A 25,060-nucleotide genomic window follows, 5' to 3' on the forward strand; every position below is an offset into this window, starting at 1 on the left:
TGACCTGTCCGGACTGATAATCCGCTGAGAACGGTGCATAGTGGACACCTTGGGGGCGGTTGAGGCGTTGTTTCGGTAGGAGGTCGACGGTGGCCTCCGGAAGGAGTGCGTCATGAGTCTCATCGGAACCCTGCTCGGGTGGGTACTGACGGTGTTCTTGGTGCTGTTGATCGCGCGGATGGTGGTCGACTGGCTCGACACGCTCGGCAATCGGTCGCCGTGGGTGGGGAAGGTCCGGTCGGTGACCCATGCGGCGACAGAACCGGTGATCGCGCCGGTGCGCAAGGTGCTCAAGCCGGTTCGGCTCGGCGAGGTCTCCATCGACCTCGCCTTCACCGTGGTGTTCATCGCCGTGCTGATCCTGCGGGCGGTGGCGTTCAGCCTGTGACCGGCGCACCTTCGACCCGCCACCTGGTGAGCACCGCGCTCACACAGGTGGCGTCGGTGAGGGCGTCGACCGTGTCGGCCAGCGCCGATTCGCGGGCGCGGTGGGTGAGGACGATGAGGTGGGCGTCGTCACCGTGGTGTTCCTGACGCACGCGCTCGACGCTCACCCCGTGGTCGGCGAAGATCGAGGCCACCTGCGCGAGGGCGCCCGCGTGATCGGTGACCCGCAGGTTCAGGTAGTAGCGGGTGGGAATGTCGCCGAACGGCGCGACCGGTAGCTCGGCGTAATACGAGGCGCGTGGAGCCCGGCCGCCGTTCACGCGGTTGCGCGCCGCGCTCACCAGATCACCGAGCAGTGCCGAGGCGGTGGCCCGCGTCGCGTCGCGACCGGAGAACATCAGTCGCCCGGCGCCCTCGGCGTCCACCGTCACCGCGCTGAACGGCGCCTCGACCTTGGCCAGCGGGTGCGCGGCAGGCAGCAGTGCGGGATGCACCCGTACCGAGATCCATTCCTTGCCACCGTCTTCGGGCTCACTGACGCGGGTGCACACGGTCAGCTGACGCAACCGCAACGACAACGCGTCGGCAGCCGCCAGGTCGTGTGCCGGAGCCACCCCGAACTCCTCGAAATGCACGTCGGTGACCTCCACCCGGGTATGGAAGGCCAACGTGGCGAGGATCGCCGCCGCGTGCGCGTCGGCCGCGGCGAAGACGCCGAGCACCTCGCGCACGCGATCACCCGACAGCGACTGCGTGAGCGGCCGGACCACCGGCACCCCGCCCGCCACGGCCGCCTCGAAACACAGATCCGCCCCGAATTCCTCAGCAGCCGACATCAATTCGGCACCGTGCGAGGCGATGAGCGCGGTATTCGCGGTGACCACCGATCGGCCCGCCCGCAACGCGTCGAGGACGGCGCCCAGGCTCTCGGTGGTCGCGGTGGTGTCGACCACGAGGTCGGCCGCGTCCGTGTCGAGGGTCAATCGCGCCCCGGCTCGTGCGCTCAGTTCGTCACCGGATTCGGCGATGATCCGCACCACCTCCCCGGCCTGCGCCCCGGTGCCCAGCACCGCGACACGCAACGAACTAGAACGAAAGTGCCGAGTAGCCATACGAATTCGCCTAACGCCGAGAACCGCCGAACATCGGAGCCGACGCACGCGCGCCACCCCCATGCGGCCAGTATCGCGCCAGAAACGGCACGGCGGCACCACTTTTCGCGTCACAAATCACCCAGCCACGCCCGGATTGCCGGGATACTCGACGGGAGTTACCCGCGAGTACCTCGCGGGCGAGCAGGGAGAGGACAGCGGGATGGCCCTGGTTGTACAGAAATTCGGTGGCTCGTCGGTCGCGACCGCGGAGCGCATCCGCCGGGTCGCCGAGCGGATCGTGGAGACCAAGAAGCAGGGCAACGACGTGGTCGTCGTGTGCTCGGCGATGGGCGACACCACCGACGAATTGCTGGATCTGGCGGGTCAGGTGGCACCGGCACCGCCGCCGAGGGAGATGGACATGCTGCTCACCTCGGGTGAGCGGATCTCGAACGCATTGGTGGCCATGGCCATTCATTCTCTCGGCGCGGAGGCGCGTTCGCTCACCGGTTCACAGGCCGGGGTGATCACCACGGGCGCGCACGGCAATGCCAAGATCATCGAGGTCGATCCGGGCCGGGTGCGGCGCGCTCTCGACGACGGCGAGATCGTGCTGGTCGCCGGCTTCCAGGGCGTGAGCCAGGACAGCCGTGACGTCACCACACTGGGTCGTGGTGGCTCCGACACCACCGCCGTCGCCCTGGCCGCCGCGCTGCACGCGGACGTGTGCGAGATCTACACCGATGTCGACGGCGTGTTCACCGCCGACCCGCGCATTGTCGGCGACGCCCAGAAACTCGACCAGGTCTCCTACGAGGAGATGCTCGAGATGGCGGCGTGCGGTTCCAAGGTACTCATGCTGCGCTGTGTCGAGTACGCCCGCCGCTATCAGGTACCGGTGCACGTGCGCTCGTCCTACACCGACACCGTGGGCACCACCGTGTTCGGTTCGATGGCCGACATCTCCGCCGACCAGGCCGTGCTCACCGGCGTCGCGCACGACCGCAACGAGGCCAAGGTGACCGTGGTCGGTGTGCCCGACGAACCCGGCTACGCCGCGCAGGTGTTCCGGGCCGTGGCCGATGCCGAGGTGGGCATCGACATGGTCGTGCAGAACACCGGAACCGGCCGCACCGACATCACCTTCACGCTGCCCGCGGCCGACGGCGACCGCGCGGTCGCGCTGTTGCGCTCGCGTCGCGCCGAGATCGGCTTCGCCGATGTGCGCTACGACGACCGCGTCGGCAAGGTGTCGCTCATCGGTGCGGGCATGCGCAACAACCCCGGTGTCACCGCGACCTTCTGCGAGGCACTGGCGGCGGCGGGCATCAATCTCGACCTGATCGCCACCTCCGAGATCCGCATCTCCGTACTGGTCCGCGACACCGAGCTCGACGAGGCGGTGCGCATCCTGCACCGCGCCTTCGACCTGGGTGGGGCCGAGGTGGCCGTCGTGCACGGCGGAACGGGACGCTGACCCGGTTCAGCCGATCGAGGCGGTGAGGGCGCGCAACGCCTCGGCGGTGGCGGGGATGAGCGGCGCCCGCCGTTGGGCGGCGCGAGCGGCCAGTTGTTCCATGATCCGCTCGCGCACCCCCGGCCATTCGTCGCGCAGGATCGAATAGAACGCGGTGTCGCGCACCTCGCCGTCGAGGCCACGGGAATGGGCCCGGCGTACACCGTCGCTGACCGCGCCGAGCCGTTCGATGGCCGCCCGGGAGCGCAGGTTGCGGGCGTCGGCGCGCAGGGTCACCCGGCGCACCCGCCACGTGTCGAAGGCGTGGGTGAGCAACAGCAGCTTGGAGTCGAGATTCACCTGGCCACCGCGCACGGCGGGGGTGAGCCAGGTGTTGCCGATCTCCACGGCGTCGGGAATCGCGCCGCCGGGGGAGGCGGTGACCGGTTCGGCCGACAGCGGCCAGGTGAGCGGACCCTGCCAGTAATCCAGGCGGGTGAAGCGGGTGGCGCCGACCACGCTTTCGTCACCGATCATGACGATGGCGAAGGCCAGCGCCGAACCCGCCAGCTGGGCGGCCTCGGCCTGGAAGACATACGTGCGCGCTTCCTGTTCGCCGTGCGGGACAACGGTGAACCCCGGTTGACCGCGCAGCGCCTGCGCGGCCGCTGCCAGACCGGGAACATGGTGGGGTGCAAGGGGTTCCAGCCGTACGATGCGGCCGTCGAGGATAACGGGTGCGGGCATGGTGACCGGCGTCCTTCGTTTGAGAGGGTCACCGAATCACGAGGCGTGGATCCTCACGCGGCACATGATTCGGCGAAGCGACACGAACGATCCAGCAGCATCGAAAAGAAACTGGATGGACGATAGCCGAACGTGCGCCGTTCAAACACTCGAACGCACCCGTATGTCGCGCGCGTGTGCAAGACACGAAATGGGCCCGATTCGGGTGGCGCCGACTCGGTCCGGTCACAAACCGCTCCGTAGTCTGTCTCGAGGAACGTTTACGCACCTCAGAGGCTATAACGGTTCTATAAATCACATGGTTGTCGGCTAGCTGGGCAATTGTCCAGAATTGTCGGACTACTCCAGTTCTAACGCCTATTCCTGTGAAATGTAGCAACCGTTATCGTCTCGTGTCGAACGTTCGTTCGATATGACCCAGATCACATCACCTGTTATCCTTCGGTTAGACCTGGCACGCTCGATATTGCTGAACGTTAACCGTTTGTAATCACTGCGTGCGCCACCTGCGTGGTTAGACCTACCGGCTGTGTCGCGACGGCCGTCCGGAAGGGAGCTCGTGACTATGAGCAGCATCTACTTCGAATCGAACAGCAATCTGTCAGTTACCAAACGTGACCGCCGCGTCACCGACGACTCCATCGCCCCGCTGGCGATCCCGAGCCTCGTGCTCGGCATGTTCCTGGTCGGCCTCGGCCTGATCGCGCTGCTTCGCCTCGGCGACTGGTTCGCCAACTATGGGCCCGAACTGGTCATCTCCGCCTATGCCCTCTACATGGCGGCGTCCGGTTGGCTGGTGGTCTGGAGCGCGGCGACCGTCCGGTCGCAGCGCGGTCACGGACCGGCCGGGTCGTCCTGATCGTCGCGGCCCGCCGCCGCGAGTGCCTCCGACAGTTCCCGGCGCAGACGCTGCGCCGTCGCCTCGTCGCCCGCGTCGGCGGCCGTGGTGATGTCCTGGCGTAGCTGGGCGATGGTGTCCTGCGAAACCATGAGAATCCTCCTTCAGATGTATGCCGACGACGTGGCGGGCGCCAGGTCGTAGACGGCGTATTCGGTGCCGATCACCGGCTGGGCGACATTGCGCACCCGGATGCCGCCCGGGGTGGTGCCGCGTTCGGTGCCCGCGTGGGCGTGACCATGGACCGCCAGGTCGGCGCCGCACGCATCGATCGCCTCCCCGAGCAGGTAGGAGCCGAGAAACGGGTAGATCTCCGGCGGCTCGCCGTGCAGGGTGTCCGACACGGGCGAGTAGTGGGTGAGCGCGATGGTCACGTCGGTGTCGAGCCTGCTCAGCGCCGTATGGAGCTGTTCGGCGAGCTCGACTGTGTGGGTCGCGAACTCGCGCATCTGCGGTTCGCCGAACGCGCTCGCGCACTTGCCTGCGAACCCGCCGCCGAAACCCTTGGTTCCGGCGATGCCGAGCGTGCGTTCACCGATGGTGAGCACCGTCGAGGTGCCCTCGAGCACGGTGATGCCGTGCGCGGACAGCAGCGCGCTCATCTCCTGCTCGCGGTCGCTGTGATAGTCGTGATTGCCGAGCACCGCCACGACCGGGACGTCGAGATCGCCGAACTCGCTCGCCACCACCTCCGCCTCTTCGATGGTGCCCAGGCGGGTGAGGTCACCGGCGAGCAGCAACACATCCGCGTGCTCGGGCAGCCGTTCGAACACCGGCCTGCACCGACCACGCGAATCCGCGCCGAGATGCACATCGCCTACCGCCGCTACTCGCATCCCGCTCACCTCAGCACTTCCGGTTCGGCCGGTTCGGCGGGTCTGCGCACCCGCACGTCGTTGTGGACCCGCAGGTCACCGATCCGCTCGTGCAGCACGGCCTCCAGTGCCTGCCTGCTCTGTTCGTCGGCGACCTCGCCGGTGAGTACGACGACATCGGAACGCAGCGTCACGTGCACACTCATCGTCGCGGTCCGTGGATCCTCGGCGAATGCGCGGCGCAGGTTGGCGACCACGTACTGCGGTGGTTCGGCGGCAGGCGCGGGTGGCACGTGGTAGACGCCGAGGTCGTCGAGCAGTCCCAGAAATGCCCGCGCGTAAGGCGATTCGGCCGTGTCTCGGTACACCTGGGCCCAGTCGATCTGCTCGCGCAGGGCGCGGGCGACCTCGAGCAGGCGGGTGAAGTCGAGACGGTGCGCGTCGAGCACCATGAGTTTGTCGACCAGCACGTCGGTGGCGGGCAGCACCGGTGCGGTCGCCGGGCCGACCGACATCGACTCGGCACGGTCGAGCAGCTCGTCGTCGACGGTGCGGTGGTTGGTGCGGAAGATCAGGTCGACGAGGATCTCCCCGTCATAGACCTTGGTCAGCCAGTTCTCCGGCGGGTCGACGGGCCGTAAGCCCTTGGCCGCCAGCGCGTCCCGCGCGGCATAGGCGTCCTCGGCGCGGAGGAAGATGTCCACATCGTGATCGCTGGCCGGACCGCCGTGCGCGTACACCGCGCAGCCACCGGCCACCGCGAAGCGAATGCCGTTGTCGTGCAGGGTGTTGACCACCCGGGTCAGCGTCTGCAGCAGGTCCGAGATCTCGGCGGTCATCAGGCCACCACCTTTCGCCGGGGACGCCCCGGGCCCGGCATCGTGCCAGGCCCGGGGTCGGTAGCAGAGAGTCAGCGGCCGCCGTGGCTGTGCTGGCCGCCCTCGCGCTTGGCCTCGGTGGGCTGCGCCTGGGCGCCCTTGCGGCCTGCCTCGCGCGGGTCGGCGGAATTGCGATCGCCGAAGCTGCCGCTGCTGGCGTGGCCGCCACGGGCCGCCTGCTCCTGGGTGTCGTTTCGGTTGCCGAACTGTCCAGGGTTGTTCGGGTCAGGCATGGATGCCCTCCTCGTGTCGTCTGGTCTTCTGGCATGTGGCCGTTGTTCTCGACCACACCGTCGCACTACCCGGCCGCGCGCCGCTCAATCACGGGTCCGCCGGTCGGTAGCGGGATTCGGGCGGTGTGCGCCGGGTATGCGCACCAGGAGGGCGTCGGCCCGGGCGACGAGGAGCGGTGATGGACGGCGATGACACCGACTGGAATCGACGGGTGCGTGGCGAGAACACCATTCAGCGTCTCGACCGCAACTGGGCCTCCTTGCTGCAGGAACTGCGAGTGCTGCAGACCGGTGTGCAGGTGCTCACCGGCATCTTGCTGACCCTGCCGTTCCAGTCCCATTTCGACGCCCTCAGCACGGAATTGCGGGTGGTGTACCTGGTCGTCGTCACCGCATCGATCGCCGCGACCGCCCTGCTGGTCGCCCCGGTGGCGTTGCATCGGCTGCTGTTCCGCAGGCACCGGCTCGATGCCCTCGTCACCGGCGCGCACCGGCTGGCGCTGGCCGGTATCGCCCTGCTCGGGGTCGCGCTCACCGGCATCGCGGTGCTGATCTTCGATGTGGTGGCCGGGACGGCGGCGGGCATCATCGCCGGGGTGGTTGCCTCGATCACCTTCCTCGGGCTGTGGGTGATCCCGCCGTTTGTCTACCGGAGGGGGTCGGAGAAGGACTGAGTTATTCGCTGCTCTCGCGATCTTCCAGTCCCACGGCGTCGATCAGTTCCTCGCGTTCGCTGGCCAGGGCCGGATACTCGTTGCTCAGCTCACCCATCAGCGCGGCGAGACCCGCGGCGAGCGCGTTGAGCTTGTGCTGGGCGGCGTCGTCGTTGCGGGCCTGGGTGTTCTGCAGCAGCGCCACGAGCAGGAAGGTGACGATGGTGGTGGCCGTGTTGATCACCAGCTGCCAGGTGTCGATGCTGGGGAACAGGAACACCGAGGGCGCCCAGATCAGGACCAGTGCGAGGCAGGCGGCGAAGAACCACGCCTTGGACGCGAAATTGCTTGCCGCCGTGGCGAAACGGTCGAAGAAAGGTTTGTGGTCGGAGATGTCCGACGGCATCGTCGCTTTGTTCGACCTGCTTGCGGACATGTCGACCACCCACCTTCACCGGTTCGGGCAATGAGCTCTGTGATCGGCGAATATCCGTTTCGCAGGATTTCAACCAAAAGGTCGGTTCGGTTCGGCCGCACCGGGTAAGCGCCCGCTGTCCACCGATCCGAAAGAGGTGAAGCATGGCCGTCTGTGAGACGTGTGGCAACGACTACGCGCGCGCGTTCACCGTGAGCCGCGACGGGCAGAGCTGGACATTCGACAGCATCGAATGCGCGGCATCGAAGCTGGCCCCCGACTGCGCGCACTGCGGATGTCGGGTTCTCGGCCACGGGGTCGAGGCCGGACAGACCGTCTTCTGTTGCGCCAACTGTGCCCGCCGCGCCGGGCACGACGCCCTCGTCGACAGCGTGTAGGAGGAGCCGTGCACGACGACATGATCTGGGTACAACTGACCGTGCCCGCCGGAGTGGACGACGTCTTCGCGGTGCTCGCCGACGGGTGGTCGTATTCGGGGTGGGTGGTGGGCGCCTCCCACATCCGCCGCGTCGACAAGGGCTGGCCCGCGGTCGGCACCCGCATCCACCACAGCGTGGGGCCGTGGCCGCTCGTCATCGAGGACACCACCGAGGTGCGGGCATCGGAGGCACCGCACACCCTGGAACTCGACGCGCGGTTGTGGCCGATGGGCGCGGCCGTCATCCGCTTCGAGCTACGCGAGGTCGCCCCGGCCACCACCGAGGTGCGGATGGGGGAACTGGCTGTGCGTGGGCCGGGCAAGCTCGTCCCACGCGCCGCGCAGGAGTTGCTGCTGACCCCACGCAATCGCGAAACCCTCGACCGGTTGTCGGACCTGGCCGTCGGCAGGAGCCGCGCCGCGGCCGGCGGCTGACCGTCAGGGCTCCAGGGCGGTGAGCGCCTTACCGCTCGGGATATCGAGCGGCACCGAGACCTGGTCGTGGGCGATCAACCAGCTGCCATCGACCTTGCGCAGGCACAGCGTTGCGCGCACCCACATGCCGTCGGTGACAGTGCCGTCGCGCAGTGTGCCGCGCAACCTGCCGAAGCCGTGCCCGTACGCCACGTCGGTACCGGTTGTGAAGGTCAGGTCGCGGAACTCGTAGCTCAGGGTGTCGAACACCTGGAACACTCGCGCCCAGTTCTCCAGCTTCGCAGCCCTGCCCCGGTGTTGCAGGGGCGGCTCGATATCGAACGAGACAGCGTCGTCGGTATAGAGCGCGCCGATGCCGTCGAGGTCCTTGTTCCGCAGGCACTCGACCAGCCGGTCGATCTGTGCGCGGATCGCGGCGGTTTCGTCGGCAGGCCGCCGCAGCGGCGCCAGGGCTGTTGTCCACGCGACGAGCTGATCGAGCGTCTTGCGCAACGCGAGGTCGTGGTGCTCGCGCGCGACGAAGGTCGTGGCGTTCTCGAAATCGGTGAGTACGCCGATCGAGACCGAATGGCCGATGTCGGCCATCCCCAGCGTCCCGCACACGGTGCGCAACTGCACCACCGAGCGGGCGCCGCCGTTGACGCCGTACCCGACGAAGGCGACGGTCTTGTCGGTCCACGCCGCGAAGGCGTGGTCGAGGGCGTTCTTCAGGACGCCGGGAACGCCGCCGTTGTACTCGGGGGTGACGATGACGAACCCGTCGAACGGCGCGATCCGGGCAGCCCAGGTGCGGGTGTGTTCGTTCTCCGACGGGCCGAACATCGGGGGCGACGTCTCGTCGAAGTGCGGGAGCGGGTGGTCGCGCAGGTCGACGAGCTCGAATTCGGCGTCGCCGCGTCGCGACGCCGAATCCAGCACCCACCGGGCGACCTGGACTCCGTTGCGGTTGGATCGGGTGCTGCCGAGAATGATGCCGATTCTGATCATGTCCTTCCGACGACGCGGACGCCGGAAATGTCAGGCCTCACAGATCGGGGCGCTGTTTCGTCGGTCATGGTGAGGGAACCGACCGCGAGGAGCCGATCATGACCGACCCCCACCTGTCCGAGGTGATGGGTGAGCGCCGCCAGTTGCTCGATCTCGCGTACCGGCTGCTCGGATCGCTGGCCGAGGCCGAGGACGTGGTGCAGGAGACCTATGCGCGCTGGTACGCGATGAGCGAACAGCGCCGCGCCGAGGTGACCACGCCCGGCGCCTGGCTGACGACGGTGGCGGGACGCATCTGTCTCGACCTGCTCGGCTCCGCCCGCGCCCGTCGGGAACGCTATGTGGGCGAATGGATTCCGGAACCCGTCCCCGGCCGCTCCGACTTCTTCGGCGGCACCGCGGCGCCCGACCCCGCCGACCGGGTGACGCTCGACGAGTCGATCAGCATGGCCTTCCTCGTCGTGCTCGACTCCATGACCCCTGCCGAGCGAGTGGCCTTCGTGTTGCACGACGTGTTCCGCTACTCCTTCGCCGAAATAGCCGAGGTGGTGGGGCGCACTCCGGCCGCGTGCCGTCAGCTCGCCTCGAGCGCCCGCCGTCGCATCGACACCTCACCGCGCCCACCCGAAACCGCGCGCGCCGAGGTGGTGCGGAATTTCAAACGGGCCTGGGAGGCGGGCGATATCGAGGGACTCGTCGGGTTGCTCGACCCGACCGCGATCGCGACGGCGGACAGCGGCGGGCTGGTCCCCGCCTTCCGGGAGCCGCTGGTCGGCAGCAGTGAGATCGCGACGGCGTGGATCCACATCGGCACGCGGTTGTCGACAGTGGTGCTGGTGGAACGCATGGTGAACGGGCAGCCCGGTCTGGTCGCCGAGGCCGACGGGAAGGTTGTCTCGGTCTACTCGTTCGACATCGTCGACGATCGGATCAGCCGGATCTGGGTCATGCGGAATCCGGAGAAACTGCGCGCGTGGACAGGCTAGGGATCGTTGCGGGGAATACGGCCGTCGACGTCGGTGAATCCGTACTCCTCGGCCAGATCGGCGACCTTCCACGCCTTTCCGGTGCGCGCGAGCCGGTCGGGGTCGGCGGCGAGGGCGACTACCGCCCGGCCGGGAAACCGCGGTGTTTCGGCGGCGTTCAGGTCGAAGGTTCCCTCGCCGGGCAAGGTCACCAGGCGACGGCCCTGGTCGTCGGCGGGAACCATCTGCAGCAGTTCGGTATTCACGATGCCGGGCCAGAGGGACACCGCGGTGGTCGCGGTGCCTTCGAGATCGTGGGCGAGGTCGGCGGTGAGCCTGTCGAGGGCGGTCTTGGCGACCCCGTATACGGCGTTGTGCAGGTAGCGCTGTGAGCCGGGGGAGGAGATATTGACGATCAAACCCTTCGACTCGATCAGCAGTGGCGCGGCGAAAACGCTTGCCGCGTAATGGGATCGGACACCGATGTCGAAGGTCTCGTCCCAGGCCGCAGGCGGCACCTCCCAGAATCTGCGGCCGAGCCAGCGGGCGGCGGCGGGGGAGTTGTAGACATTGTTCACCAGCACGTCGAGGCGCCCCTGTTCGGCTCGCACCCGCGTAAACAGTTCCTCGACCGCCCCGTCGTCGCGATGATCGCAGACCACCGCCACGCCGAGCCCACCGAGGGCGGTCACCTCGGCGGCGGTGTCGTGCACCGTGCCGGGGAGCCTGCCCGCGGTGGTCGTGCGGCCGGTGACGTACACCGTCGCCCCCGCCGCGCCGAGTTCCTGGGCAATGCCTTTGCCGATGCCGCGGCTGGCTCCGGTCACTACCGCGACCCGTCCGCCGAGAATCTTGGGTGTTCCGCTCATGGCCTCGGGACACTACCTTGAAATAGGAACACGTTCTAGATTCTTGGAGGCGCTGGTGGAACTTCGGCATCGATTCCTGGACGCCGGCGACGTCCGGCTACATGTGACCGAGCAGGGGCAGGGGTACCCGGTGGTGTTCTGCCACGGCTTCCCACACACCGGCTATATCTGGCACCGCCAGCTCGCGGCCGTCGCCGAGGCGGGCTTCCACGCGATCGCGCCCGATCTGCGCGGCTACGGACGCACGCAGGCGCCCGACGACGTCGAGGCGTACACGAATGCCGCCGTGATCGGCGATCTGCTCGCCCTGCTCGACGACATCGGCGCGCGGCAGGCGGTTTTCGTCGGCCTCGACTTCGGTGCCCAGCTGGTGTGGGAGTTGTCGTTGCGTGCGCCCGAACGGGTGGCCGCCGCGGTGGTGCTGAACAATCCCTTCGCGCCGCGTCCACCCCGCCCGCCGTCCGATTTCTGGACCAAGGCCGCTCAGCGCCACTTCCTGCACCTGTCCTATTTCCAGGAACCCGGTCGGGCCGACGCCGAACTCGCCGAGCGTCCGCGTGAATTCCTGGCCAGGGTCTACTACTCGCTCTCCGGGGACTACCACTACCTCGACACCTGGAAGAACCCGCCGGGGCTCGGCTATCTCGATGTCCTGCCGAAAGCGCCCGACCTGCCGTGGTCCTGGCTCAGCGAGTCCGAATTCGACACGCTCGCCACCGAATTCGAGCGCACCGGATTCACCGGCGGCCTCAACTGGTATCGCAACCTCGACCGCAACTGGCACCTCACCGAGCCGCTGGCCGGCCGTCCCGTGGCCGTCCCGACCTACTTCCTCTACGGCGAGAACGACCCCGATATGGAAGGATTCAGCGGCCGCGACCCGCTGGCCACGCTGCGCGCCAATGTGACCGATCTCCGTGCGGTAGTGCAGGTTCCGGGTGCGGGGCATCTGGTCCATCTGGAACGCACGGACCCGGTGAACGAGTTCGTGCTCAGCGCGCTCGGTGACGTGGCGCCGCAGCCGTAGCGGTCGGTTCAGCGTGCGCGGTCGTACACGAGGGCGAGCTCGCCGGATGTACCGGCGGTGTGGCTGGTGAGTGTCCACCGGGAAGCCGGCAGCCCGTCGGTGAAGAACAGCGCGCCGCCCCCGGCGATCTCGGGGACGATCATCAGATGCAGGCGGTCGATCAGATCGGCGGCGAGCAGGTCGGCCACGATCGTCGGACTGGTGTTGACCAGGATGTCGCCGGTGCCGGAGCTCTTCAATTCGGTGATCACCTCGGCGGCGGGCGCGTCCACGACGCGCGTTCGCTCCCAGGGCGATTCGGTGAGCGTGCTCGACAGCACCACCTTGTCCACGTCGACGAGCCACTTCGCGTAGGCGCGGTCGCGCGGGTCGGCGTTCTCGTCGGCGGCGACGGTCGGCCAGTAGCCGAGGAATCCCTCGGCGTTGCCGCGCCCGAGAACCGCGGTTGTGGCCTCGGCGTGAATTCCGCTGAGGTAGTCGCGGGCGGTTTCGGTGCTCGCGTAGGTGACGATGGCGCCGAGATCGGCCGGGCCGGCCGATCCGTGGTAGCGGCCGTCGAGGGTGAGACTGATGTTGGTGGTGACGCGGCGAGTGCTCATGATCGGGCTTTCCTGTCGAGGTTGTCGAGGACCTGGGACCAGCCGGTTTCGATACCGGCAATGAAAGAGGCTGCCGCCACTGTGGTTTCGGCGACGACGAGGTCGAGCCGGAATCGGGTCCCGGATCCGTCGTGCTCGACACCGAGGGTGTAGTGGCCGGTGAAGGAGACTTCGCCTGCCGCGTCGAGTACCGACAGGTCGAAGGCGAGGCGGTGGGGTTCGTCGGCCTCGACGACTCGTCCGGCCGACCGGTAACGCCCGCCGTCGTCGTCGCGGTAGTCGAGCACCACCCGGCCGCCGGGAAACGGCTCGATCCGGCAGTCGGTGATGGTCATCGTTGGCGGCACCCACCACTGGGCGAGCAAATCCGGATCCACCCAGTGCCGCCACAGCGCCTCGGGCGCGATCCCGAAGGTCCGCTCGAAGGTGAAGCTGCGCCCGTCGGCCCACCGATCATGCTGTGCTGCAGCGGTTTCGGCTTCGATAGCAGCCAGATAGCGCTCCACCACATCCCGCTCGTCGGCGTGCTCCTCGATGGTCGCGAGCATCGCGCGCAATCGATTGTCGAGCTCCCGCAACGGGCTGGGTTCCACGGCGTAGACCCGCCGCTGCCCCAGTGGGAACACCGAGACGAGACCCGCCTTGGCGAGCGTTTGGAGGTGCTTGGTCGTCTGCGGCTGACGCAACCCGGTATGGGTGGCGAGTTCGCCGACCGACCGAGGCCGCTGCGCGAGAAGTTCCACGATGCGCCACCGTGCGCTGTCGCCGAGTGCGGCTGCGATCTCTTCCATGGCCAGAAGTATTCACCCTGAGGAATATTCCTGTCAAGGAATACAACTGTGGCCCCCGCTTGTCAGCTGGGGGCCACAGTTCGAAAAGGGGAGCCGGATCAGTCGCGGAAAGCGTCCTTGACCTTCTCGCCGGCATCCTTCAGGTTGGACTTGGCCTGGTCGCCGCGGCCCTCGTTCTGCAGATCGCGGTCGTCGGTGGCCTTGCCGGTCGCTTCCTTGGCCTTGCCGGCCAGCTCTTCGGCCTTGTTCTTCGCCTTGTCTGCCAAGCTCATGGCATTCCTTCCGGACAGAACGCTCGACCACAGGTGATCGATGGGCCATCCTTGGGACCCACGAGGCGTCTACCCGGGGCCACCGAACGCAAACAGGGCTAGGTGAGAAGGTCGGCCAGATCACCGATCACCACATCGGCGCCCGCCGCACGCAGGGCGGCCGGGCCCGTGCCGCGATCGACCCCGATCACCCGGAAACCGCCGCGACGACCTGCCTCGACGCCCGAGACCGCGTCCTCGATGACGATCGTCTCGGTGGGCTCTACACCCAGTGCTCGGGCGGCGGCGAGGAACATCGCCGGATCGGGCTTGCCCGCAAGCCCGTCACGCTCGGCGACGGTGCCGTCGACGATCACCGCGAATCTGTCGAGCAGGTCGGCGGTGTCGAGCACCAGCTCCGCGTTGCGCGAGCTGGAAACCACTCCCATCGGAATCCGGAGCGCCGCAAGAGCGTTGACCAGACGCAGCGAGCCGTCGAACACGTCGACCCCGTCGCGGTGCACGATCTCGGTGAATCGCCCGTTCTTCCGGTTGCCGAGGCCGTGCACGGTGGCTGCCTCGGGCAGGTCGTCGACGGTGCCGTCGGGTAGTCGCAGCCCGCGCGAGGACAGCACCGCTCGCACACCGTCGATCCGTGGTTTGCCGTCGACGAGGTTGTAGTAGTCGTCATCGGTGAACGGCGCGACCTGTGGTGGCAGGAACTCGGTGAACAGCGTGGTCCACGCGCGGCGGTGCACGGCAGCGGTATCGGTGAGTACCCCGTCCAGGTCGAACAGCACGGCGGCGGCCCGCTGTACGGCCACCCGCTCGGTCATGAGGCGACGCTTTCGGGCGCACGCACCTCGACGACCTCGCCCGGCCCCACCTGCACGGGATCTCCCCACACGCTGATGTGCTCGGCGGGGCCGTCACCGATCAGCTCGAACCGGGCGTCGTGGTGGCCGAGGTCGGCGCGCACCACCCGCCCGCGCCAGTGCACCGAGAACCGCAACCGCTGCCACGACGACGGCAGCGCGGGGGAGAACCGCAATCCGTCGCGGGTGGCCTGGAACCCGCCGAACCCGTGCGTAGCGACCTGCCAGGTGCCCGCCGCCGACGCGATGTGTATGCCCTCTTCCGTATTGCCCTGATTGTCGTCTAGATCGACGAATGCCGAACGGCCGAAATACCTTTCAGCCGTGTCCGCCTCGCCCACCCGCAAGCCGACGATGGCATGGATGGAGGGGCTCAGCGATGACTTGTGCAGTGTGCGCGCCTCGTAGAACAAGTAGTTCTGCCTGCGCGTCTCGAGCGAGTACTCCTCGGGCAGCAGATGCATGAGCATCACCACGTCGGGCTGTTTGAGCAGTGACGTGTCCTCACAGTTGAAGTGGTCGAAACCCGCCGGGTATCGCGGCATGTCGTTGTCATCCCATTCGGTGATGGGGACGACAGTGCGCTCGAAATAGCCGTCGAACTGCTCGATCACCCCGCAGTCGGGGTCGACCGGCACGCGGATTCGCCGGGCCGCATCGACCCACTGCTCGGCTTCGGCCGCCGACAAAGCCACCGGTTCGGCATGGGCGGCGAGCAGTTCCGGCTGTTCTGCGGCCATCCGCCGATAGACCGCCGCGGCCTGTTCCAGGTGCCAGCGCACCAGCCGGTTGGTGAAGGCGTTGTTGTCGACGTGGGAATGGAATTCGTCCGGCCCCATCACCGTTCGCAGCACCAGCGCGTCGCCTTCGGGTTCGCATCGCTGTACCCAGTAGCGGGCGGTCTCGAACAGGATCGGCGCGCCCTCGGTGAACAGGTACGTGTCGTCACCGGTGACCTCGGTGTAGCGGATGACGGCGTACGCGACGTCGGCGGTGACGTGCAGTTCCTCCTCCCTGGTGTAGAAGCGGCCCGAGCCGTCGTGGGTGTACTGCGGGCATTCCTCGCGGCCCGTGTCGGCCGATTCCCACGGAAACCGGGCACCGGTGGCGCCGTTGTCGGCGGCGACCTCACGGGCGCCGGGCAGGGTGTGGTGGCGGTAACCGAGCAGGGCACGAGCCGCCCGCGGCTGGGTGAACAGGTAGAACGGCAGCAGCATGATCTCGGTGTCCCAGAAGACGTGGCCGCGATACCCTTCGCCGGACAGGGATTTGGCGCCGATGCTCACCGTGGGGTCGTCAGGATTGGCGGCGATGAGCAGGTGATAGACGGCGAAGCGCAATGCCTGGGTGACGCGGTCCTCGCCGACCACCTCGCAGTCCGATTCGGCCCACAACCGTGCCCACGCCGCCGCGTTCGCAGTGCTCGCCTGGCCGAAATCGGTGACCCGTGCGACGGTCGCTCGCGCCCGATCGCCCGGTGCCGCAGCGGCTTCCGGATCACGACTGGTGGCGACGCCGACGAATTTGTCGACGCCGACCGTCTCGCCCGCCGCCGCGGCGAAGTTCACTTCGACCGCGATCGACTCGTGACTGCGCACCTCGACGCGGCGTTGCGGTGTCGTCGGCAACTCGGTGCGCAACGCGTAGGCCAGGTCGACACCGCTGTCGATCGTCCGGCATTCGAGCATTCCCACGCCCTCGGTGAATCCGGTTCCGGTGGAACGCAAGTGGGTGGACAGCGCCCACTTGTCCCACTTGCGGTCGTACCCGAACTCGGTGTCCTCACGGTAGGTGGGCAGTCGCTCGCGATTGCGCCGGTGCCCGTCGATTCCGGTGCGGATCATCACCGTGGCCGCGCGATCCAGTGCGGTCACCCGAACCCGCAGGCAGCACAGATCGCGATCGGCCATACTCGCGAACCGTTCGGTGCGCAGCACGAATCGCGCACCGTCGGGCAGCGCGAAGACGGTCTCGCGCGTGAGGACTCCACGGCGTAGGTCGAGCTCGCGGTGATGGCTGAGCACCGCCGCCGATTCGGTGTCGAGCCGGGATCCGTCGGCGAACACCTCGGTGACCAGCCAGTCCGGCGCGTTCACCAGGTCGACGACCGGCGCGTCGAAGGCGTCGTACACCCCGGCCAGAAATGTGCCGGGCAGCGAGCCGGTATGCCGCTCCTCGAGCGAGCCCCTTGTGCCGAGGCGGCCGTTACCGACGGTGAAGATGGTCTCGAAATAGTTGGCGCGGTGCGGATTCCATTCGTTCTCGACAACGGTCCACGGGTTCATGGCGGCCCTCCGGGAGGTGATCGAAGGTGCGGATCAGGCGGTCGCGGTCGGATGCTGGTAGCCGGTGGCCTCGTCCATGTCCTCGAGCGATTTGCCCTTGGTCTCGGGCACGAACCTGGCGACGAACAGCAGCGACAGCAGCGCGAACACCGCGTACATGCCGTAGGCGAAACCCAGTGAGAACGTCTTCAGGCTGGGGAAGCTCACCGTGATCGCCCAGTTGGCCGCCCACTGACCGGCGGCGGCGAGCGAGAGGGCCGCGCCACGAATGCGATTGGGGAACATCTCGCCCAGCAGCACCCAGACCACCGGCCCCCAGCTCATCCCGAAGAACACCACGAACAGATTGGCCGCGACGAGCGCGAGGACACCGGGAACACCGGTCAGGTGCGGTTCGAGCACGCCCTCGGCATTGGGCACCTGCGGCGCGGTCCCGAAGCACACCGCCATGGTGGCCAGGGTGATGGTCATGCCGATGGAACCGGTGAGCAGCAGCGGTCTGCGCCCGACCTTGTCGACCAGCATGATCGCCACGATGGTTGTGGCGATATTGACCACCGAGGTGAACACACTGATCTGGAACGAACTGGACTCCTCGAAACCCACCGCTTCCCACAGCACGTTCGAGTAGTAGAAGATCACGTTGATCCCGACCGCCTGCTGGAACACCGAGAGCATCAGGCCGATCCAGACGATCGGGTAGATCTTGCCCGCGGGATTCTTCAGATCGCGCCACGACGGTTTGGTCTCACCCTCGAGGCTGTGCTCGATGCGGCCGATGGTGACCTCGAGGTTGCGCTGGCCGAACAGGGTCGACAGCACGCTTCGTGCTTCGGGAATCCGATGGGTCGCCACGAGGAAGCGCGGCGATTCGGGGATCGTCGAGGCGAGCAGGCCGTAGACCACGGCCGGAACCGCCATCGACAGGAACATCCACCGCCAGGCTTCGAGCCCGAACCACAGCTGCTCGCCCGCGCCGCCGGCCAGATGGGCCAGGACGTAGTCGACCAGCAGCGACAAGAAGATACCGAGGACGATCGCGAGCTGTTGCAGCGATCCGAGCCGACCGCGGATGTTGGCGGGGGAGGTCTCGGCGATGTAGGCGGGCGCGATCACCGAGGCCACGCCGACGCCGAGCCCGCCGATGACGCGGCCGAGTACCAGCACCCACAGGTCGGGGGCGAAGGCCGTGCCGATCGCACTGATCAGGAACAGCAGGGCGGCGATCTTCATGACCTTGATGCGGCCGATGCGGTCGGCGATGCGGCCCGCCGTCATGGCCCCGGCCGCGGCGCCGAGCAGTGCCGAGGCGACGGCGAAGCCGAGCGCGGCGTCGGCGACGTCGAATTCGTCCTGAATCGCGGCGACGGCGCCGTTGATCACGGCGCTGTCATAGCCGAACAGCAAACCGCCGAGCGCCGCTACCGACGCGATGCGGACGACCTGCCCATTACTCGCGGAGTCGCCGTCCGGTAGGTCCGGCCGGTCGGTTGTCGCGCCACCCTCATGCATCGGTCCGATCCTCTCCGCGGCGAGACGAGTGCCTCGCGGGCCGACCGTGAACGCAGGTCACGGCCAAGCCATCCGAATGGAACTGTGTACAGGCGGAACTCTCCGCCGATTGTCGCACTCCCACAGGCGCACCGGCCGTCACGCACGCCGCGCCCGGGCGAGCCGTCGTCGTATTCGATCGGCCGAATTCGGGTAAAGCGGGCAACGAGGCCCGGATTGCCGGGCTCTTTGCGAAGGAAAGGCGAACGATGACGCTACGGAGGAAGGCCTGCGCCACGGCGCTCGCCGTGGCCGCGCTCGGCACGCTGGCGGCGGGGTGTGCCGAGGCGGAGAAGGCGGTCAACAAGGGTGGGGACACCCCGTGCAGTGAATTCACCGCGCAGGACACGGAAAAGAAGCGCACCACCGTCACCAAGTTCCTCGAGCAGGAACGGGGCGAAGACGCGCAGATCGATCAGAACACCATCGACCTGTCGATCGGCGCGATCGACCTGATGTGCAGTGCCCAGGCGAACCCGGACACGCCCATCAAGGAGGCCGATCTCACGGGTGCGCTGGTTCCGAAGTAGCCGGACGCGGCACAACGACGGGGCCGCAGTGTGATTCAGGGACGATGGCGCTGCTCGTAGGCGGCCCGGTCGGCATCGGCGCGACGACGTTGCGCTGTGAAGGCGAGTTCGGGATCGAACCCGTGGCTGACCAGCCGGTGCCTGCGGTAGACGTACACCAGTGCGACGGTGAAGTAGATCAGCGGCAGATACAGCAGCGCCATCATCGACAACCCGATCCACAGCGGCCCCGGCGTCAACAGGAACAGACACAGCAGCGGCAGCACCGGAACCAGGATGCGCAGCAGATAGCGCCGCGTCGCGCCGGGGCCGGTGAGGTCGGCGAGCACCCAGTCCGACATCGACGGCGGCAAGGTGGCACCGCCGATGTAGCGCAGGCGCTGCCAGAGGTTCGGGGTGGTCATCGGTTCTGCCTCGATTCCTCGGCGCGGCGTGCGGCCGTGTTCACCCGGCCCAGCACATCGCGCAGTTCTTCCAGTTCGGCCAGGCTCACGCCGAGTCGTTCCACCACCGCGGGCGGGATGCGTTCGGCCTCGGTACGCAGCGCGCGCCCGGCCACGGTGAGGTCGATCAGCAGGGTTCGCTCGTTGTTCGGGTCGCGGCGGCGGGTGATGAGCCCGGCGGACTCGAGCCGTTTGAGCAGCGGTGACAGGGTGGCCGAATCGAGCTGGACGGCATCGGCGACGGCTCTGACCGACATCGGCGTCTGGCCCCACAGCGCGAGCATCACCAGGTACTGCGGATGGGTCAGGCCCATCGGCTCGAGCAGCGGGCGGTAGACGGCAAGGACCGAGCGGTTGGCCACGGCGAGGGCGAAACACACCTGCCGATCCAGCCGCAGCGGGTCGTCGATCTCGGTCACGCAGCCAGGTTAGCCCATGAACAGTTAGTGCACAAAGTATCTGTTGTTTGGCTCACTCACCTGCGGGTATCGTCCCAGCACGCTCGTTCACGCCGGTGGAGGAGGATCGCCGTGGGTAGGCCCGCACAGGTACCGACTGTCGGAGTCGAAGAGGAGTTCCTGCTCACCGACCCCGTCAGCGGCGCGCCCGCGCCGAAGAACACCGAGGTCGCCGCCACCGCCGAGAAGGCAGGCATCGATCTGCAGCTCGAGCTGACCAGCTGTCAGGTGGAGACGAGCACCGGCGTACACACCGACATCGGTGAGCTGCTCACCGAACTGCGCACCTCGCGCCGGCGGGTCGCCGAATGCGCCGCACAGCACGACGCCTCCCTGCTCGCGGTCGCCGTGCCGCCGACGGTCCCCGAGGGGTACCCGGTCACCGATACGCCGCGCTATCAGCGCATCGCCCACACCTTCGGCATGATCGCCCACGAGCAGGGGCTGTGCGGGTGCCATGTGCACGTCGGGGTGCCCGACCGGGCGACGGCGGTGCAGGTGAGCAACCACGTGCGTCCGTGGTTGCCGGTGCTGCTCTCGCTCACCGCGAATTCGGCGATCTATCGTGGCCGCGAGACCGGGTACGCGAGCTGGCGCAGCATTCTGTGGCGCCGCTGGCCGAGCGCGGGCCCGCCACCGTATTTCTCTTCCCTGGACGAGTACGAGGCGATCGTGGCGATGATGCTCGCCAGCGGAAGCATCCTCGACAACAAGATGGTGTATTGGGACATCCGCCTGTCGGAATCCTTTCCCACCGTAGAGGTCCGGGTGAGCGACGTGCCCGCAACGGCCGAGGAATCGGCTTTGCTCGCCGCGCTGATCCGGGGGATCGTGAGCACCGGATTGGACGCGATCGCCCGCGACGAACCCGCCACGGCGGTGCCGAGCGAGGTACTGCGCGCGGCGTATTGGAACGCCGCGCACTCCGGCTTCTTCGGCGACGGGCTCGACCCGATCGAGGGCCGGGTGCTGCCGCATCGCGAACTGCTCGCCGAACTCATCGAACGGATCGGCCCCGCGTTGCGCGAGGCGGGCGACCTCGAGTTCGTGACGGGGGCGGTCGCCGCCCTGACCGAGCGCGGCAACGGCGCTTTTCGTCAGATGCGTGCTCTACGCTCGCGACACGAAATCGCCGATGTGGTCACGGAGTCGGCGAAAGCAACCCTGGAAGGATGCCCATGAGCCGCCACGTACAGATCACCTTCGACGCGCACGACCCACGAGCGCTGTCGATCTTCTGGCGCGAAGTGCTCGGTTACGTGCACCCCGGCCCGCCCGGGGTAGAACTTCCCGAGGGCGCCGACTCGCTCGCCGCGTGGGACGAGTTCCTCACCCGTATCGGAGTGCCCGCCGAGGAACACAATTCGCGCTCGGCGATCGAGGACCCCGACGGGGAAGGCCCGCGCGTGTTCTTCCAGCGGGTGCCCGAGGACAAGGTCGCCAAGAATCGGGTCCACCTCGACGTGCGCGCCGCGCCCGGCCTCCAGGGCGAGCAGCGCATGACCGCCCTGGAAGCCGAATGCGAGCGCCTGGTCGCTCTCGGAGCCGCCCGCCTGCGGCGTTTCGAGCCGGAGCCGCCCATGAGCGCCGGGTTCATCGTGATGGCCGATCCCGAGGGCAACGAGTTCTGCCTGGACTGACGGGCTCAGACCAGATCGCGGGGTATCCGGCGATGCCAGTTCTGTGAGTACACCCGGTTGCGCAACGAGCGCGGGTCGGCGGGGGAGTCCTCCAGTTCGTAGGCGTCGAGCTGGGCGTCGATGACGAATTCGTCGGCGGTGCAGCGCAAGACGGTGTCGGTGACCACCTCGGTTCGCCAGTCGTCGCGTTCCAGGCGGCGCACGGTGCGGGTCTGCCCGCGCACGGAGGTGACGTCGTTGTCCTGGAAGCTGAACCATTCCGTGGTGGCGCGGCGCACCGAGGTCCCGATGTCGTCGAGCACGATCGTGCCCTGGTCGTTCTCGATCTCCAGGGTCGACACCCCACTGGCCAGATCGCGCTCGACCTTCCAATGGTGTTGTCCCGGTTCGACATGCGTCGCGGGCGCGGGTGGCGCGGCCTCCGGTTCCCCGAAGGGGCGAAGGGTCGCGTCCTCGGGCCGCGGCGCGCGTTGCGGCAGGGTCAGTGTGCTCGTTCCGGTATTGATCGTGAGCATCACCGGTTCCGGCGACGGCCAGGCCAGCGGCCAGTACGACGACGACACCGAGAGCCGGATCCGGTGCCCGGGCGGGAAGGAATGCGCGATCCCGTTGAGCGGCAGGTGAACCTGATAGGTGCACCCCGGCTCGAGCGGACGTGGTTCGGCGCTGCCGTCGCGATGGGTGAGGTTGAGCAGGCCGTAGGTGACCCGGGTCGCCTCGCCGTTGGGCGCCACGTCCGAGAGCCGGGCGGCCAGCATCGCGTTCGGGCGGTCCGCCGAGACCTCGAGGTCCAGGGTCGGCAGGCCGAGGATCTCGCACGGTTGGTCGAGGGTCTCGGTCTCGAACACCAGTGAGCCACCGTCCTCGTCGCGCTGGTCCGACGGCAGGTCGGGAGTCGCGGCGTAGGACGCCCACTTGCCCGCGAACATGCCGACACTCAGCGGCGACTGCAGGTGCACGTGATGCGTCGGTGCCGGCTCCTCGCCGAGGGCGTAGCGGCCGAGCACGAACCGGCGCGGTTCGATGTTCGGTGAGGGCCAGCTCGGCTCGCCCACCCACCGCCCGGGGCGGTCCTCATAAGACGGGTGCGGGGACACGCTGTCCTGCAACCACACTCGCAGCATCGGTTCGTCCATGATGGCGGTGTCGCGGCCCTTGAGCCAGTGATCCCACCACCGCACCATCTCCTGCAGGAACCCGATGGCCGGACCGGGTACGCCGAGATGGGGATACTTGTGTCCCCACGGGCCGATCAACCCCAGGCGCGGTACATCGAGGTGCTCGAGCAGGCGGAAGATCGCATTGGTGTACCCGTCGGCCCAGCCGCCGACAGCGAGCACCGGACACTGCACAGCGCTGTAGTCCTCGTTCACCGAGGCGCGCTTCCAATAGTCGTCGCGGCGTTGGTGTTCCAGCCACTGCTCGATCCACAACCCGCTGCCCGAGAGACGTTCGTGCCACATCTCGCGCCACCGGTCACCGACGATCGCCGGGTCCGGTGGGAGGCTGTTGAAGGCGAACATCACCGTCGCCTCGGACAGGTTGTCCGACAGCAGGCACCCGCCCATGTAGTGCATATTGTCGACGTAGAGATCCTCCGTCGCCGAGGCGCTGACGACGGCTTTGAGCGCCGGTGGGCGGTGCGCGGCGACCTGCAGGCTGTTGAAACCGCCCCACGAGATGCCCATCATGCCCACATTGCCGTCGCACCAGGGCTGTTCGGCCAGCCACGCGATGACGTCGCAGGCGTCGTCGTGCTCGGTGGGCAGGTACTCGTCGTGGAGCACACCGTCGGAGTCGCCGCTGCCGCGCAGGTCCACCCGCACCGACACATACCCGTGGCCCGCGAGATAGGGGTGGTTCAGCGCGTCACGGCCGCGGGTCAGGTCCCGCTTGCGGTACGGGATGTACTCGAACACCGCGGGCAGCGGTTCCTCGGTGACCGGTCGCCAGATGCGGGCCGCCAGCCGGGCGCCGTCGCGCATCGGGATGAAAACGTTCTCGGTGACCCGCACCTCGTACGGGAACGACTCGACCGTGTGCACTCAATCGACCTCCTCGAATTCGAACGGCAGTGCCTCGAGACAGTCCTGGTAGCGCTGCTCCAACTCGTCGTGGTCGGCGGCGCCGAGATAGAGGGTGGCCAGTTTGTAGCGGTAGGGGTCCTGGTTGGGCAGCTCCGAGAGCCGCTCACCCGGCGCCACATCGATGTTCACCACCGTGTCGGGGAACCGGCGGCGTAGGGCCTCGATCTGCGACTCGTCGGGCACGCGGGTGACGACACCGTCCTCGTAGCGCGGCACCATGCACTGCGCGGCGACGGCGAAACGCCCCTTGCGGTGGGGCATTTCGAGGGTGCGCCCGAGTGCGACGTCGATGGCGACGGCGTGGTTGGAGGTGCCGTCGACCTTGACGAACAGGTCGCTGTGCGACTGCGAGATGCGCGTGTTGATCTCGATCAACCACAACTTCCCGGTGTCGGCGTCCCACATGAACTCGGAGTTGAAGCAGCCGTTGTCGTAACCGACGTGGCGCAGGTAGCGTTCGCTGACCTCGATCATGGTGTCGCGCACCGACTCCGGCACCGTGCGCGCCGGGTAGTCCAGGTGGGCGAAGCTGTGCCCGGTGGCGTCCTTGCGCATGTCGAACACGCCGTGCACCCGGTACTCACCGGCGGCCATCGATCCCTCGGGCGCTGCCTGGGTTCCGGTGACGATCTGCTCGGCCAGGCAGGTGCGGCCACCGACCACGCGCACGTCCTCCGGCACCGTTACCCGGGCGAGGGCCTGGTCGAACGGGTCGGCGATGCGGCCGATCTCGGCGCGGATGGTCTCGGTCGCCGCCGCGAATTCCTCGGCATCGTGTACCTCGAAACCCAGTTGGGAGGAGTGCGCCTTCACCGGCTTCACCCAGAACGGGAAATCGAGATCGATGCTGTCGAGGGCGTTCGCGTCGAAGGGGTCGAACGCGCGGAAATCCGGAACGCATTCGGGTACCGACTCGCGTTGCAGCATCCGGCTCCACAGTTTGTGCTCCGAACGCAGCACGCTCTCGAGGCTCGGTGCGGGCAGGCCGCGTTCCGCGGCGAGGATGGGCACGATCACACTCGTGGGGAAATCCCAGTGGGCGATGATGGCGTCCACCGTGCCGTCGAAGGCGTCCAGTTCGGTGCGGGCCCGGTCGAGCAACTCGTCGAAATCGAACTCATCGGCCTTGACCAGCGAGTCGTAGTCGAGCAGTCCGTGCAGGCGCAGGCCGCCGGGAATCTCGACTGTGCTGATCTCGGCTCGCTGCAACTCGGTCAGACCGGGGACGAAAACATTCTTCATTGGTGGCGTC

At 67.7% G+C, this 25,060-nt stretch carries 30 protein-coding genes; 11 read left to right on the plus strand and 19 right to left on the minus strand.

Annotated features, from left to right (window positions below; translation table 11 throughout):
• The first annotated feature begins 112 nt into the window (after nt 1–112).
• Nucleotides 113–388 carry a YggT family protein gene (locus NI2_RS22845; RefSeq protein WP_067493965.1) on the plus strand — a complete coding sequence of 92 codons (276 nt, stop codon included), beginning with the start codon at nt 113–115 and terminating at the stop codon, nt 386–388.
• Here NI2_RS22845 and NI2_RS22850 read toward each other — a convergent pair.
• Nucleotides 378–1,499 (minus strand): ACT domain-containing protein, encoded by a 1,122-nt coding sequence (locus NI2_RS22850; protein WP_084476648.1) that lies wholly within the window; start codon nt 1,497–1,499, stop codon nt 378–380. The two genes, NI2_RS22845 and NI2_RS22850, sit on opposite strands and share 11 nt — an antisense overlap.
• Before the next feature lie 202 nt (nt 1,500–1,701).
• Here NI2_RS22850 and NI2_RS22855 point away from each other — a divergent pair, with 202 nt between their 5' ends.
• On the plus strand, nt 1,702–2,958 hold the full coding sequence (locus NI2_RS22855; RefSeq protein ID WP_067493971.1) for an aspartate kinase: 1,257 nt from the start codon (nt 1,702–1,704) through the stop codon (nt 2,956–2,958).
• A 6-nt stretch (nt 2,959–2,964) separates the two neighbouring features.
• Here the strand turns inward: NI2_RS22855 and NI2_RS22860 are convergent, their stop codons facing one another.
• Nucleotides 2,965–3,684: a GNAT family N-acetyltransferase gene (locus NI2_RS22860; protein ID WP_067493975.1), complete on the minus strand. Its 720-nt coding sequence runs from the start codon at nt 3,682–3,684 to the stop codon at nt 2,965–2,967.
• 565 nt (nt 3,685–4,249) lie between these two features.
• Between NI2_RS22860 and NI2_RS22865 the strand changes: the two genes are divergently transcribed.
• The gene (locus NI2_RS22865) at nt 4,250–4,543 is read left to right on the plus strand and encodes a hypothetical protein (RefSeq protein ID WP_067493977.1); all 294 of its coding nucleotides are present in this window, start codon (nt 4,250–4,252) and stop codon (nt 4,541–4,543) included.
• On the opposite strand, the gene NI2_RS33970 is transcribed toward NI2_RS22865, so the two are convergent.
• The 4 genes from NI2_RS33970 to NI2_RS22880 form a co-directional block, all read right to left on the minus strand.
• Nucleotides 4,519–4,674: a hypothetical protein gene (locus NI2_RS33970; RefSeq protein ID WP_157104676.1), complete on the minus strand. Its 156-nt coding sequence runs from the start codon at nt 4,672–4,674 to the stop codon at nt 4,519–4,521. The genes NI2_RS22865 and NI2_RS33970 overlap by 25 nt on opposite strands.
• 12 nt (nt 4,675–4,686) lie before the next feature.
• The gene (locus NI2_RS22870) at nt 4,687–5,418 is read right to left on the minus strand and encodes a metallophosphoesterase family protein (protein ID WP_067493979.1); all 732 of its coding nucleotides are present in this window, start codon (nt 5,416–5,418) and stop codon (nt 4,687–4,689) included.
• 5 nt (nt 5,419–5,423) lie between these two features.
• A complete protein-coding gene (locus NI2_RS22875) occupies nt 5,424–6,236 on the minus strand; it encodes a nucleotidyltransferase (RefSeq protein WP_067493982.1) in 813 nt (270 codons plus the stop codon).
• A gap of 71 nt (nt 6,237–6,307) precedes the next feature.
• Entirely contained in the window at nt 6,308–6,508 is a 201-nt protein-coding gene (locus NI2_RS22880) for a hypothetical protein (protein ID WP_067493983.1), read from the minus strand.
• A 179-nt stretch (nt 6,509–6,687) separates the two neighbouring features.
• On the opposite strand from NI2_RS22880, the gene NI2_RS22885 reads away from it, so the two are divergent.
• Complete coding sequence (locus NI2_RS22885; RefSeq protein ID WP_067493986.1) at nt 6,688–7,182, plus strand: DUF6328 family protein; 495 nt, start codon at nt 6,688–6,690, stop codon at nt 7,180–7,182.
• Between the two features lies 1 nt (nt 7,183).
• On the opposite strand, the gene NI2_RS22890 is transcribed toward NI2_RS22885, so the two are convergent.
• Nucleotides 7,184–7,597: a low affinity iron permease family protein gene (locus NI2_RS22890; RefSeq protein ID WP_067494422.1), complete on the minus strand. Its 414-nt coding sequence runs from the start codon at nt 7,595–7,597 to the stop codon at nt 7,184–7,186.
• Nucleotides 7,598–7,740: 143 nt separating this feature from the next.
• Between NI2_RS22890 and NI2_RS22895 the strand changes: the two genes are divergently transcribed.
• Together NI2_RS22895 and NI2_RS22900 are read left to right on the plus strand one after the other, a co-directional pair.
• Complete coding sequence (locus NI2_RS22895) at nt 7,741–7,974, plus strand: metallothionein (RefSeq protein WP_067493989.1); 234 nt, start codon at nt 7,741–7,743, stop codon at nt 7,972–7,974.
• Nucleotides 7,975–7,994: 20 nt separating this feature from the next.
• The gene (locus NI2_RS22900) at nt 7,995–8,450 is read left to right on the plus strand and encodes an SRPBCC family protein (RefSeq protein WP_067494425.1); all 456 of its coding nucleotides are present in this window, start codon (nt 7,995–7,997) and stop codon (nt 8,448–8,450) included.
• A gap of 3 nt (nt 8,451–8,453) precedes the next feature.
• On the opposite strand, the gene NI2_RS22905 is transcribed toward NI2_RS22900, so the two are convergent.
• Nucleotides 8,454–9,437 carry an NAD(P)H-dependent oxidoreductase gene (locus tag NI2_RS22905; RefSeq protein WP_067493993.1) on the minus strand — a complete coding sequence of 328 codons (984 nt, stop codon included), beginning with the start codon at nt 9,435–9,437 and terminating at the stop codon, nt 8,454–8,456.
• Between the two features lie 98 nt (nt 9,438–9,535).
• On the opposite strand from NI2_RS22905, the gene sigJ reads away from it, so the two are divergent.
• On the plus strand, nt 9,536–10,423 hold the full coding sequence (gene sigJ, locus NI2_RS22910) for an RNA polymerase sigma factor SigJ (RefSeq protein WP_067493996.1): 888 nt from the start codon (nt 9,536–9,538) through the stop codon (nt 10,421–10,423).
• Here sigJ and NI2_RS22915 read toward each other — a convergent pair.
• Nucleotides 10,420–11,271, minus strand: coding sequence for an SDR family NAD(P)-dependent oxidoreductase (locus NI2_RS22915; protein ID WP_067493998.1), 852 nt, complete (start codon nt 11,269–11,271; stop codon nt 10,420–10,422). The two genes, sigJ and NI2_RS22915, sit on opposite strands and share 4 nt — an antisense overlap.
• 52 nt (nt 11,272–11,323) lie before the next feature.
• Between NI2_RS22915 and NI2_RS22920 the strand changes: the two genes are divergently transcribed.
• Nucleotides 11,324–12,298, plus strand: coding sequence for an alpha/beta fold hydrolase (locus NI2_RS22920; protein WP_443093645.1), 975 nt, complete (start codon nt 11,324–11,326; stop codon nt 12,296–12,298).
• 8 nt (nt 12,299–12,306) lie between these two features.
• On the opposite strand, the gene NI2_RS22925 is transcribed toward NI2_RS22920, so the two are convergent.
• From NI2_RS22925 to NI2_RS22950, 6 genes are all read right to left on the minus strand, one after another.
• Nucleotides 12,307–12,897 carry a dihydrofolate reductase family protein gene (locus tag NI2_RS22925; RefSeq protein ID WP_067494002.1) on the minus strand — a complete coding sequence of 197 codons (591 nt, stop codon included), beginning with the start codon at nt 12,895–12,897 and terminating at the stop codon, nt 12,307–12,309.
• Nucleotides 12,894–13,688 carry a metalloregulator ArsR/SmtB family transcription factor gene (locus NI2_RS22930; protein WP_067494006.1) on the minus strand — a complete coding sequence of 265 codons (795 nt, stop codon included), beginning with the start codon at nt 13,686–13,688 and terminating at the stop codon, nt 12,894–12,896. Before NI2_RS22930 ends, NI2_RS22925 begins: the two co-directional genes overlap by 4 nt.
• A 98-nt stretch (nt 13,689–13,786) precedes the next feature.
• The gene (locus NI2_RS22935) at nt 13,787–13,960 is read right to left on the minus strand and encodes a CsbD family protein (protein WP_067494014.1); all 174 of its coding nucleotides are present in this window, start codon (nt 13,958–13,960) and stop codon (nt 13,787–13,789) included.
• Nucleotides 13,961–14,058: 98 nt separating this feature from the next.
• A complete protein-coding gene (locus tag NI2_RS22940) occupies nt 14,059–14,775 on the minus strand; it encodes an HAD family hydrolase (protein ID WP_067494017.1) in 717 nt (238 codons plus the stop codon).
• Complete coding sequence (locus tag NI2_RS22945) at nt 14,772–17,099, minus strand: glycoside hydrolase family 65 protein (RefSeq protein WP_067494019.1); 2,328 nt, start codon at nt 17,097–17,099, stop codon at nt 14,772–14,774. The genes NI2_RS22940 and NI2_RS22945 overlap by 4 nt, the downstream gene beginning before the upstream one ends.
• A 33-nt stretch (nt 17,100–17,132) precedes the next feature.
• Nucleotides 17,133–18,611, minus strand: a complete 1,479-nt coding sequence (locus NI2_RS22950; RefSeq protein ID WP_067494021.1) for a sugar porter family MFS transporter — start codon at nt 18,609–18,611, stop codon at nt 17,133–17,135.
• A 248-nt stretch (nt 18,612–18,859) separates the two neighbouring features.
• On the opposite strand from NI2_RS22950, the gene NI2_RS22955 reads away from it, so the two are divergent.
• Nucleotides 18,860–19,180, plus strand: coding sequence for a hypothetical protein (locus tag NI2_RS22955; RefSeq protein WP_067494023.1), 321 nt, complete (start codon nt 18,860–18,862; stop codon nt 19,178–19,180).
• 35 nt (nt 19,181–19,215) lie between these two features.
• Here the strand turns inward: NI2_RS22955 and NI2_RS22960 are convergent, their stop codons facing one another.
• Complete coding sequence (locus tag NI2_RS22960) at nt 19,216–19,584, minus strand: DUF5313 family protein (RefSeq protein ID WP_067494025.1); 369 nt, start codon at nt 19,582–19,584, stop codon at nt 19,216–19,218.
• Nucleotides 19,581–20,042: a MarR family winged helix-turn-helix transcriptional regulator gene (locus NI2_RS22965; RefSeq protein ID WP_067494027.1), complete on the minus strand. Its 462-nt coding sequence runs from the start codon at nt 20,040–20,042 to the stop codon at nt 19,581–19,583. The genes NI2_RS22960 and NI2_RS22965 overlap by 4 nt, the downstream gene beginning before the upstream one ends.
• Nucleotides 20,043–20,153: 111 nt before the next feature.
• On the opposite strand from NI2_RS22965, the gene NI2_RS22970 reads away from it, so the two are divergent.
• Nucleotides 20,154–21,263: a glutamate--cysteine ligase 2 gene (locus NI2_RS22970; protein WP_067494030.1), complete on the plus strand. Its 1,110-nt coding sequence runs from the start codon at nt 20,154–20,156 to the stop codon at nt 21,261–21,263.
• Nucleotides 21,260–21,721, plus strand: a complete 462-nt coding sequence (locus NI2_RS22975; protein ID WP_067494031.1) for a VOC family protein — start codon at nt 21,260–21,262, stop codon at nt 21,719–21,721. The genes NI2_RS22970 and NI2_RS22975 overlap by 4 nt, the downstream gene beginning before the upstream one ends.
• A 5-nt stretch (nt 21,722–21,726) precedes the next feature.
• Here the strand turns inward: NI2_RS22975 and NI2_RS22980 are convergent, their stop codons facing one another.
• Nucleotides 21,727–23,766, minus strand: a complete 2,040-nt coding sequence (locus NI2_RS22980; RefSeq protein WP_067494032.1) for a CocE/NonD family hydrolase — start codon at nt 23,764–23,766, stop codon at nt 21,727–21,729.
• Entirely contained in the window at nt 23,767–25,050 is a 1,284-nt protein-coding gene (locus tag NI2_RS22985; RefSeq protein ID WP_067494033.1) for an ATP-grasp domain-containing protein, read from the minus strand. It lies immediately after the preceding gene.
• Nucleotides 25,051–25,060 lie beyond the last annotated feature (10 nt).

This window comes from Nocardia ignorata NBRC 108230, assembly GCF_001612905.1.
Taxonomy (GTDB): domain Bacteria; phylum Actinomycetota; class Actinomycetes; order Mycobacteriales; family Mycobacteriaceae; genus Nocardia; species Nocardia ignorata.

Excerpts from the sequence above, each read along its gene's own strand:
- NI2_RS22870 (WP_067493979.1), bottom strand. The coding sequence starts at position 5,418 with ATGCGAGTAGCGGCGGTAGGCGATGTGCATCTCGGCGCGGATTCGCGT.
- NI2_RS22905 (WP_067493993.1), bottom strand. The coding sequence starts at position 9,437 with ATGATCAGAATCGGCATCATTCTCGGCAGCACCCGATCCAACCGCAAC.
- NI2_RS22900 (WP_067494425.1), top strand. The coding sequence starts at position 7,995 with ATGATCTGGGTACAACTGACCGTGCCCGCCGGAGTGGACGACGTCTTC.
- NI2_RS22855 (WP_067493971.1), top strand. The coding sequence starts at position 1,702 with ATGGCCCTGGTTGTACAGAAATTCGGTGGCTCGTCGGTCGCGACCGCG.
- NI2_RS22930 (WP_067494006.1), bottom strand. The coding sequence starts at position 13,688 with ATGGAAGAGATCGCAGCCGCACTCGGCGACAGCGCACGGTGGCGCATC.
- NI2_RS22885 (WP_067493986.1), top strand. The coding sequence starts at position 6,688 with ATGGACGGCGATGACACCGACTGGAATCGACGGGTGCGTGGCGAGAAC.
- NI2_RS22950 (WP_067494021.1), bottom strand. The coding sequence starts at position 18,611 with ATGCATGAGGGTGGCGCGACAACCGACCGGCCGGACCTACCGGACGGC.
- NI2_RS22955 (WP_067494023.1), top strand. The coding sequence starts at position 18,860 with ATGACGCTACGGAGGAAGGCCTGCGCCACGGCGCTCGCCGTGGCCGCG.
- sigJ (WP_067493996.1), top strand. The coding sequence starts at position 9,536 with ATGACCGACCCCCACCTGTCCGAGGTGATGGGTGAGCGCCGCCAGTTG.
- NI2_RS22925 (WP_067494002.1), bottom strand. The coding sequence starts at position 12,897 with ATGAGCACTCGCCGCGTCACCACCAACATCAGTCTCACCCTCGACGGC.
- NI2_RS22985 (WP_067494033.1), bottom strand. The coding sequence starts at position 25,050 with ATGAAGAATGTTTTCGTCCCCGGTCTGACCGAGTTGCAGCGAGCCGAG.
- NI2_RS22875 (WP_067493982.1), bottom strand. The coding sequence starts at position 6,236 with ATGACCGCCGAGATCTCGGACCTGCTGCAGACGCTGACCCGGGTGGTC.
- NI2_RS22935 (WP_067494014.1), bottom strand. The coding sequence starts at position 13,960 with ATGAGCTTGGCAGACAAGGCGAAGAACAAGGCCGAAGAGCTGGCCGGC.
- NI2_RS22865 (WP_067493977.1), top strand. The coding sequence starts at position 4,250 with ATGAGCAGCATCTACTTCGAATCGAACAGCAATCTGTCAGTTACCAAA.
- NI2_RS33970 (WP_157104676.1), bottom strand. The coding sequence starts at position 4,674 with ATGGTTTCGCAGGACACCATCGCCCAGCTACGCCAGGACATCACCACG.
- NI2_RS22945 (WP_067494019.1), bottom strand. The coding sequence starts at position 17,099 with ATGAACCCGTGGACCGTTGTCGAGAACGAATGGAATCCGCACCGCGCC.
- NI2_RS22940 (WP_067494017.1), bottom strand. The coding sequence starts at position 14,775 with ATGACCGAGCGGGTGGCCGTACAGCGGGCCGCCGCCGTGCTGTTCGAC.
- NI2_RS22890 (WP_067494422.1), bottom strand. The coding sequence starts at position 7,597 with ATGTCCGCAAGCAGGTCGAACAAAGCGACGATGCCGTCGGACATCTCC.
- NI2_RS22960 (WP_067494025.1), bottom strand. The coding sequence starts at position 19,584 with ATGACCACCCCGAACCTCTGGCAGCGCCTGCGCTACATCGGCGGTGCC.
- NI2_RS22860 (WP_067493975.1), bottom strand. The coding sequence starts at position 3,684 with ATGCCCGCACCCGTTATCCTCGACGGCCGCATCGTACGGCTGGAACCC.
- NI2_RS22845 (WP_067493965.1), top strand. The coding sequence starts at position 113 with ATGAGTCTCATCGGAACCCTGCTCGGGTGGGTACTGACGGTGTTCTTG.
- NI2_RS22915 (WP_067493998.1), bottom strand. The coding sequence starts at position 11,271 with ATGAGCGGAACACCCAAGATTCTCGGCGGACGGGTCGCGGTAGTGACC.
- NI2_RS22880 (WP_067493983.1), bottom strand. The coding sequence starts at position 6,508 with ATGCCTGACCCGAACAACCCTGGACAGTTCGGCAACCGAAACGACACC.
- NI2_RS22975 (WP_067494031.1), top strand. The coding sequence starts at position 21,260 with ATGAGCCGCCACGTACAGATCACCTTCGACGCGCACGACCCACGAGCG.
- NI2_RS22895 (WP_067493989.1), top strand. The coding sequence starts at position 7,741 with ATGGCCGTCTGTGAGACGTGTGGCAACGACTACGCGCGCGCGTTCACC.
- NI2_RS22850 (WP_084476648.1), bottom strand. The coding sequence starts at position 1,499 with ATGGCTACTCGGCACTTTCGTTCTAGTTCGTTGCGTGTCGCGGTGCTG.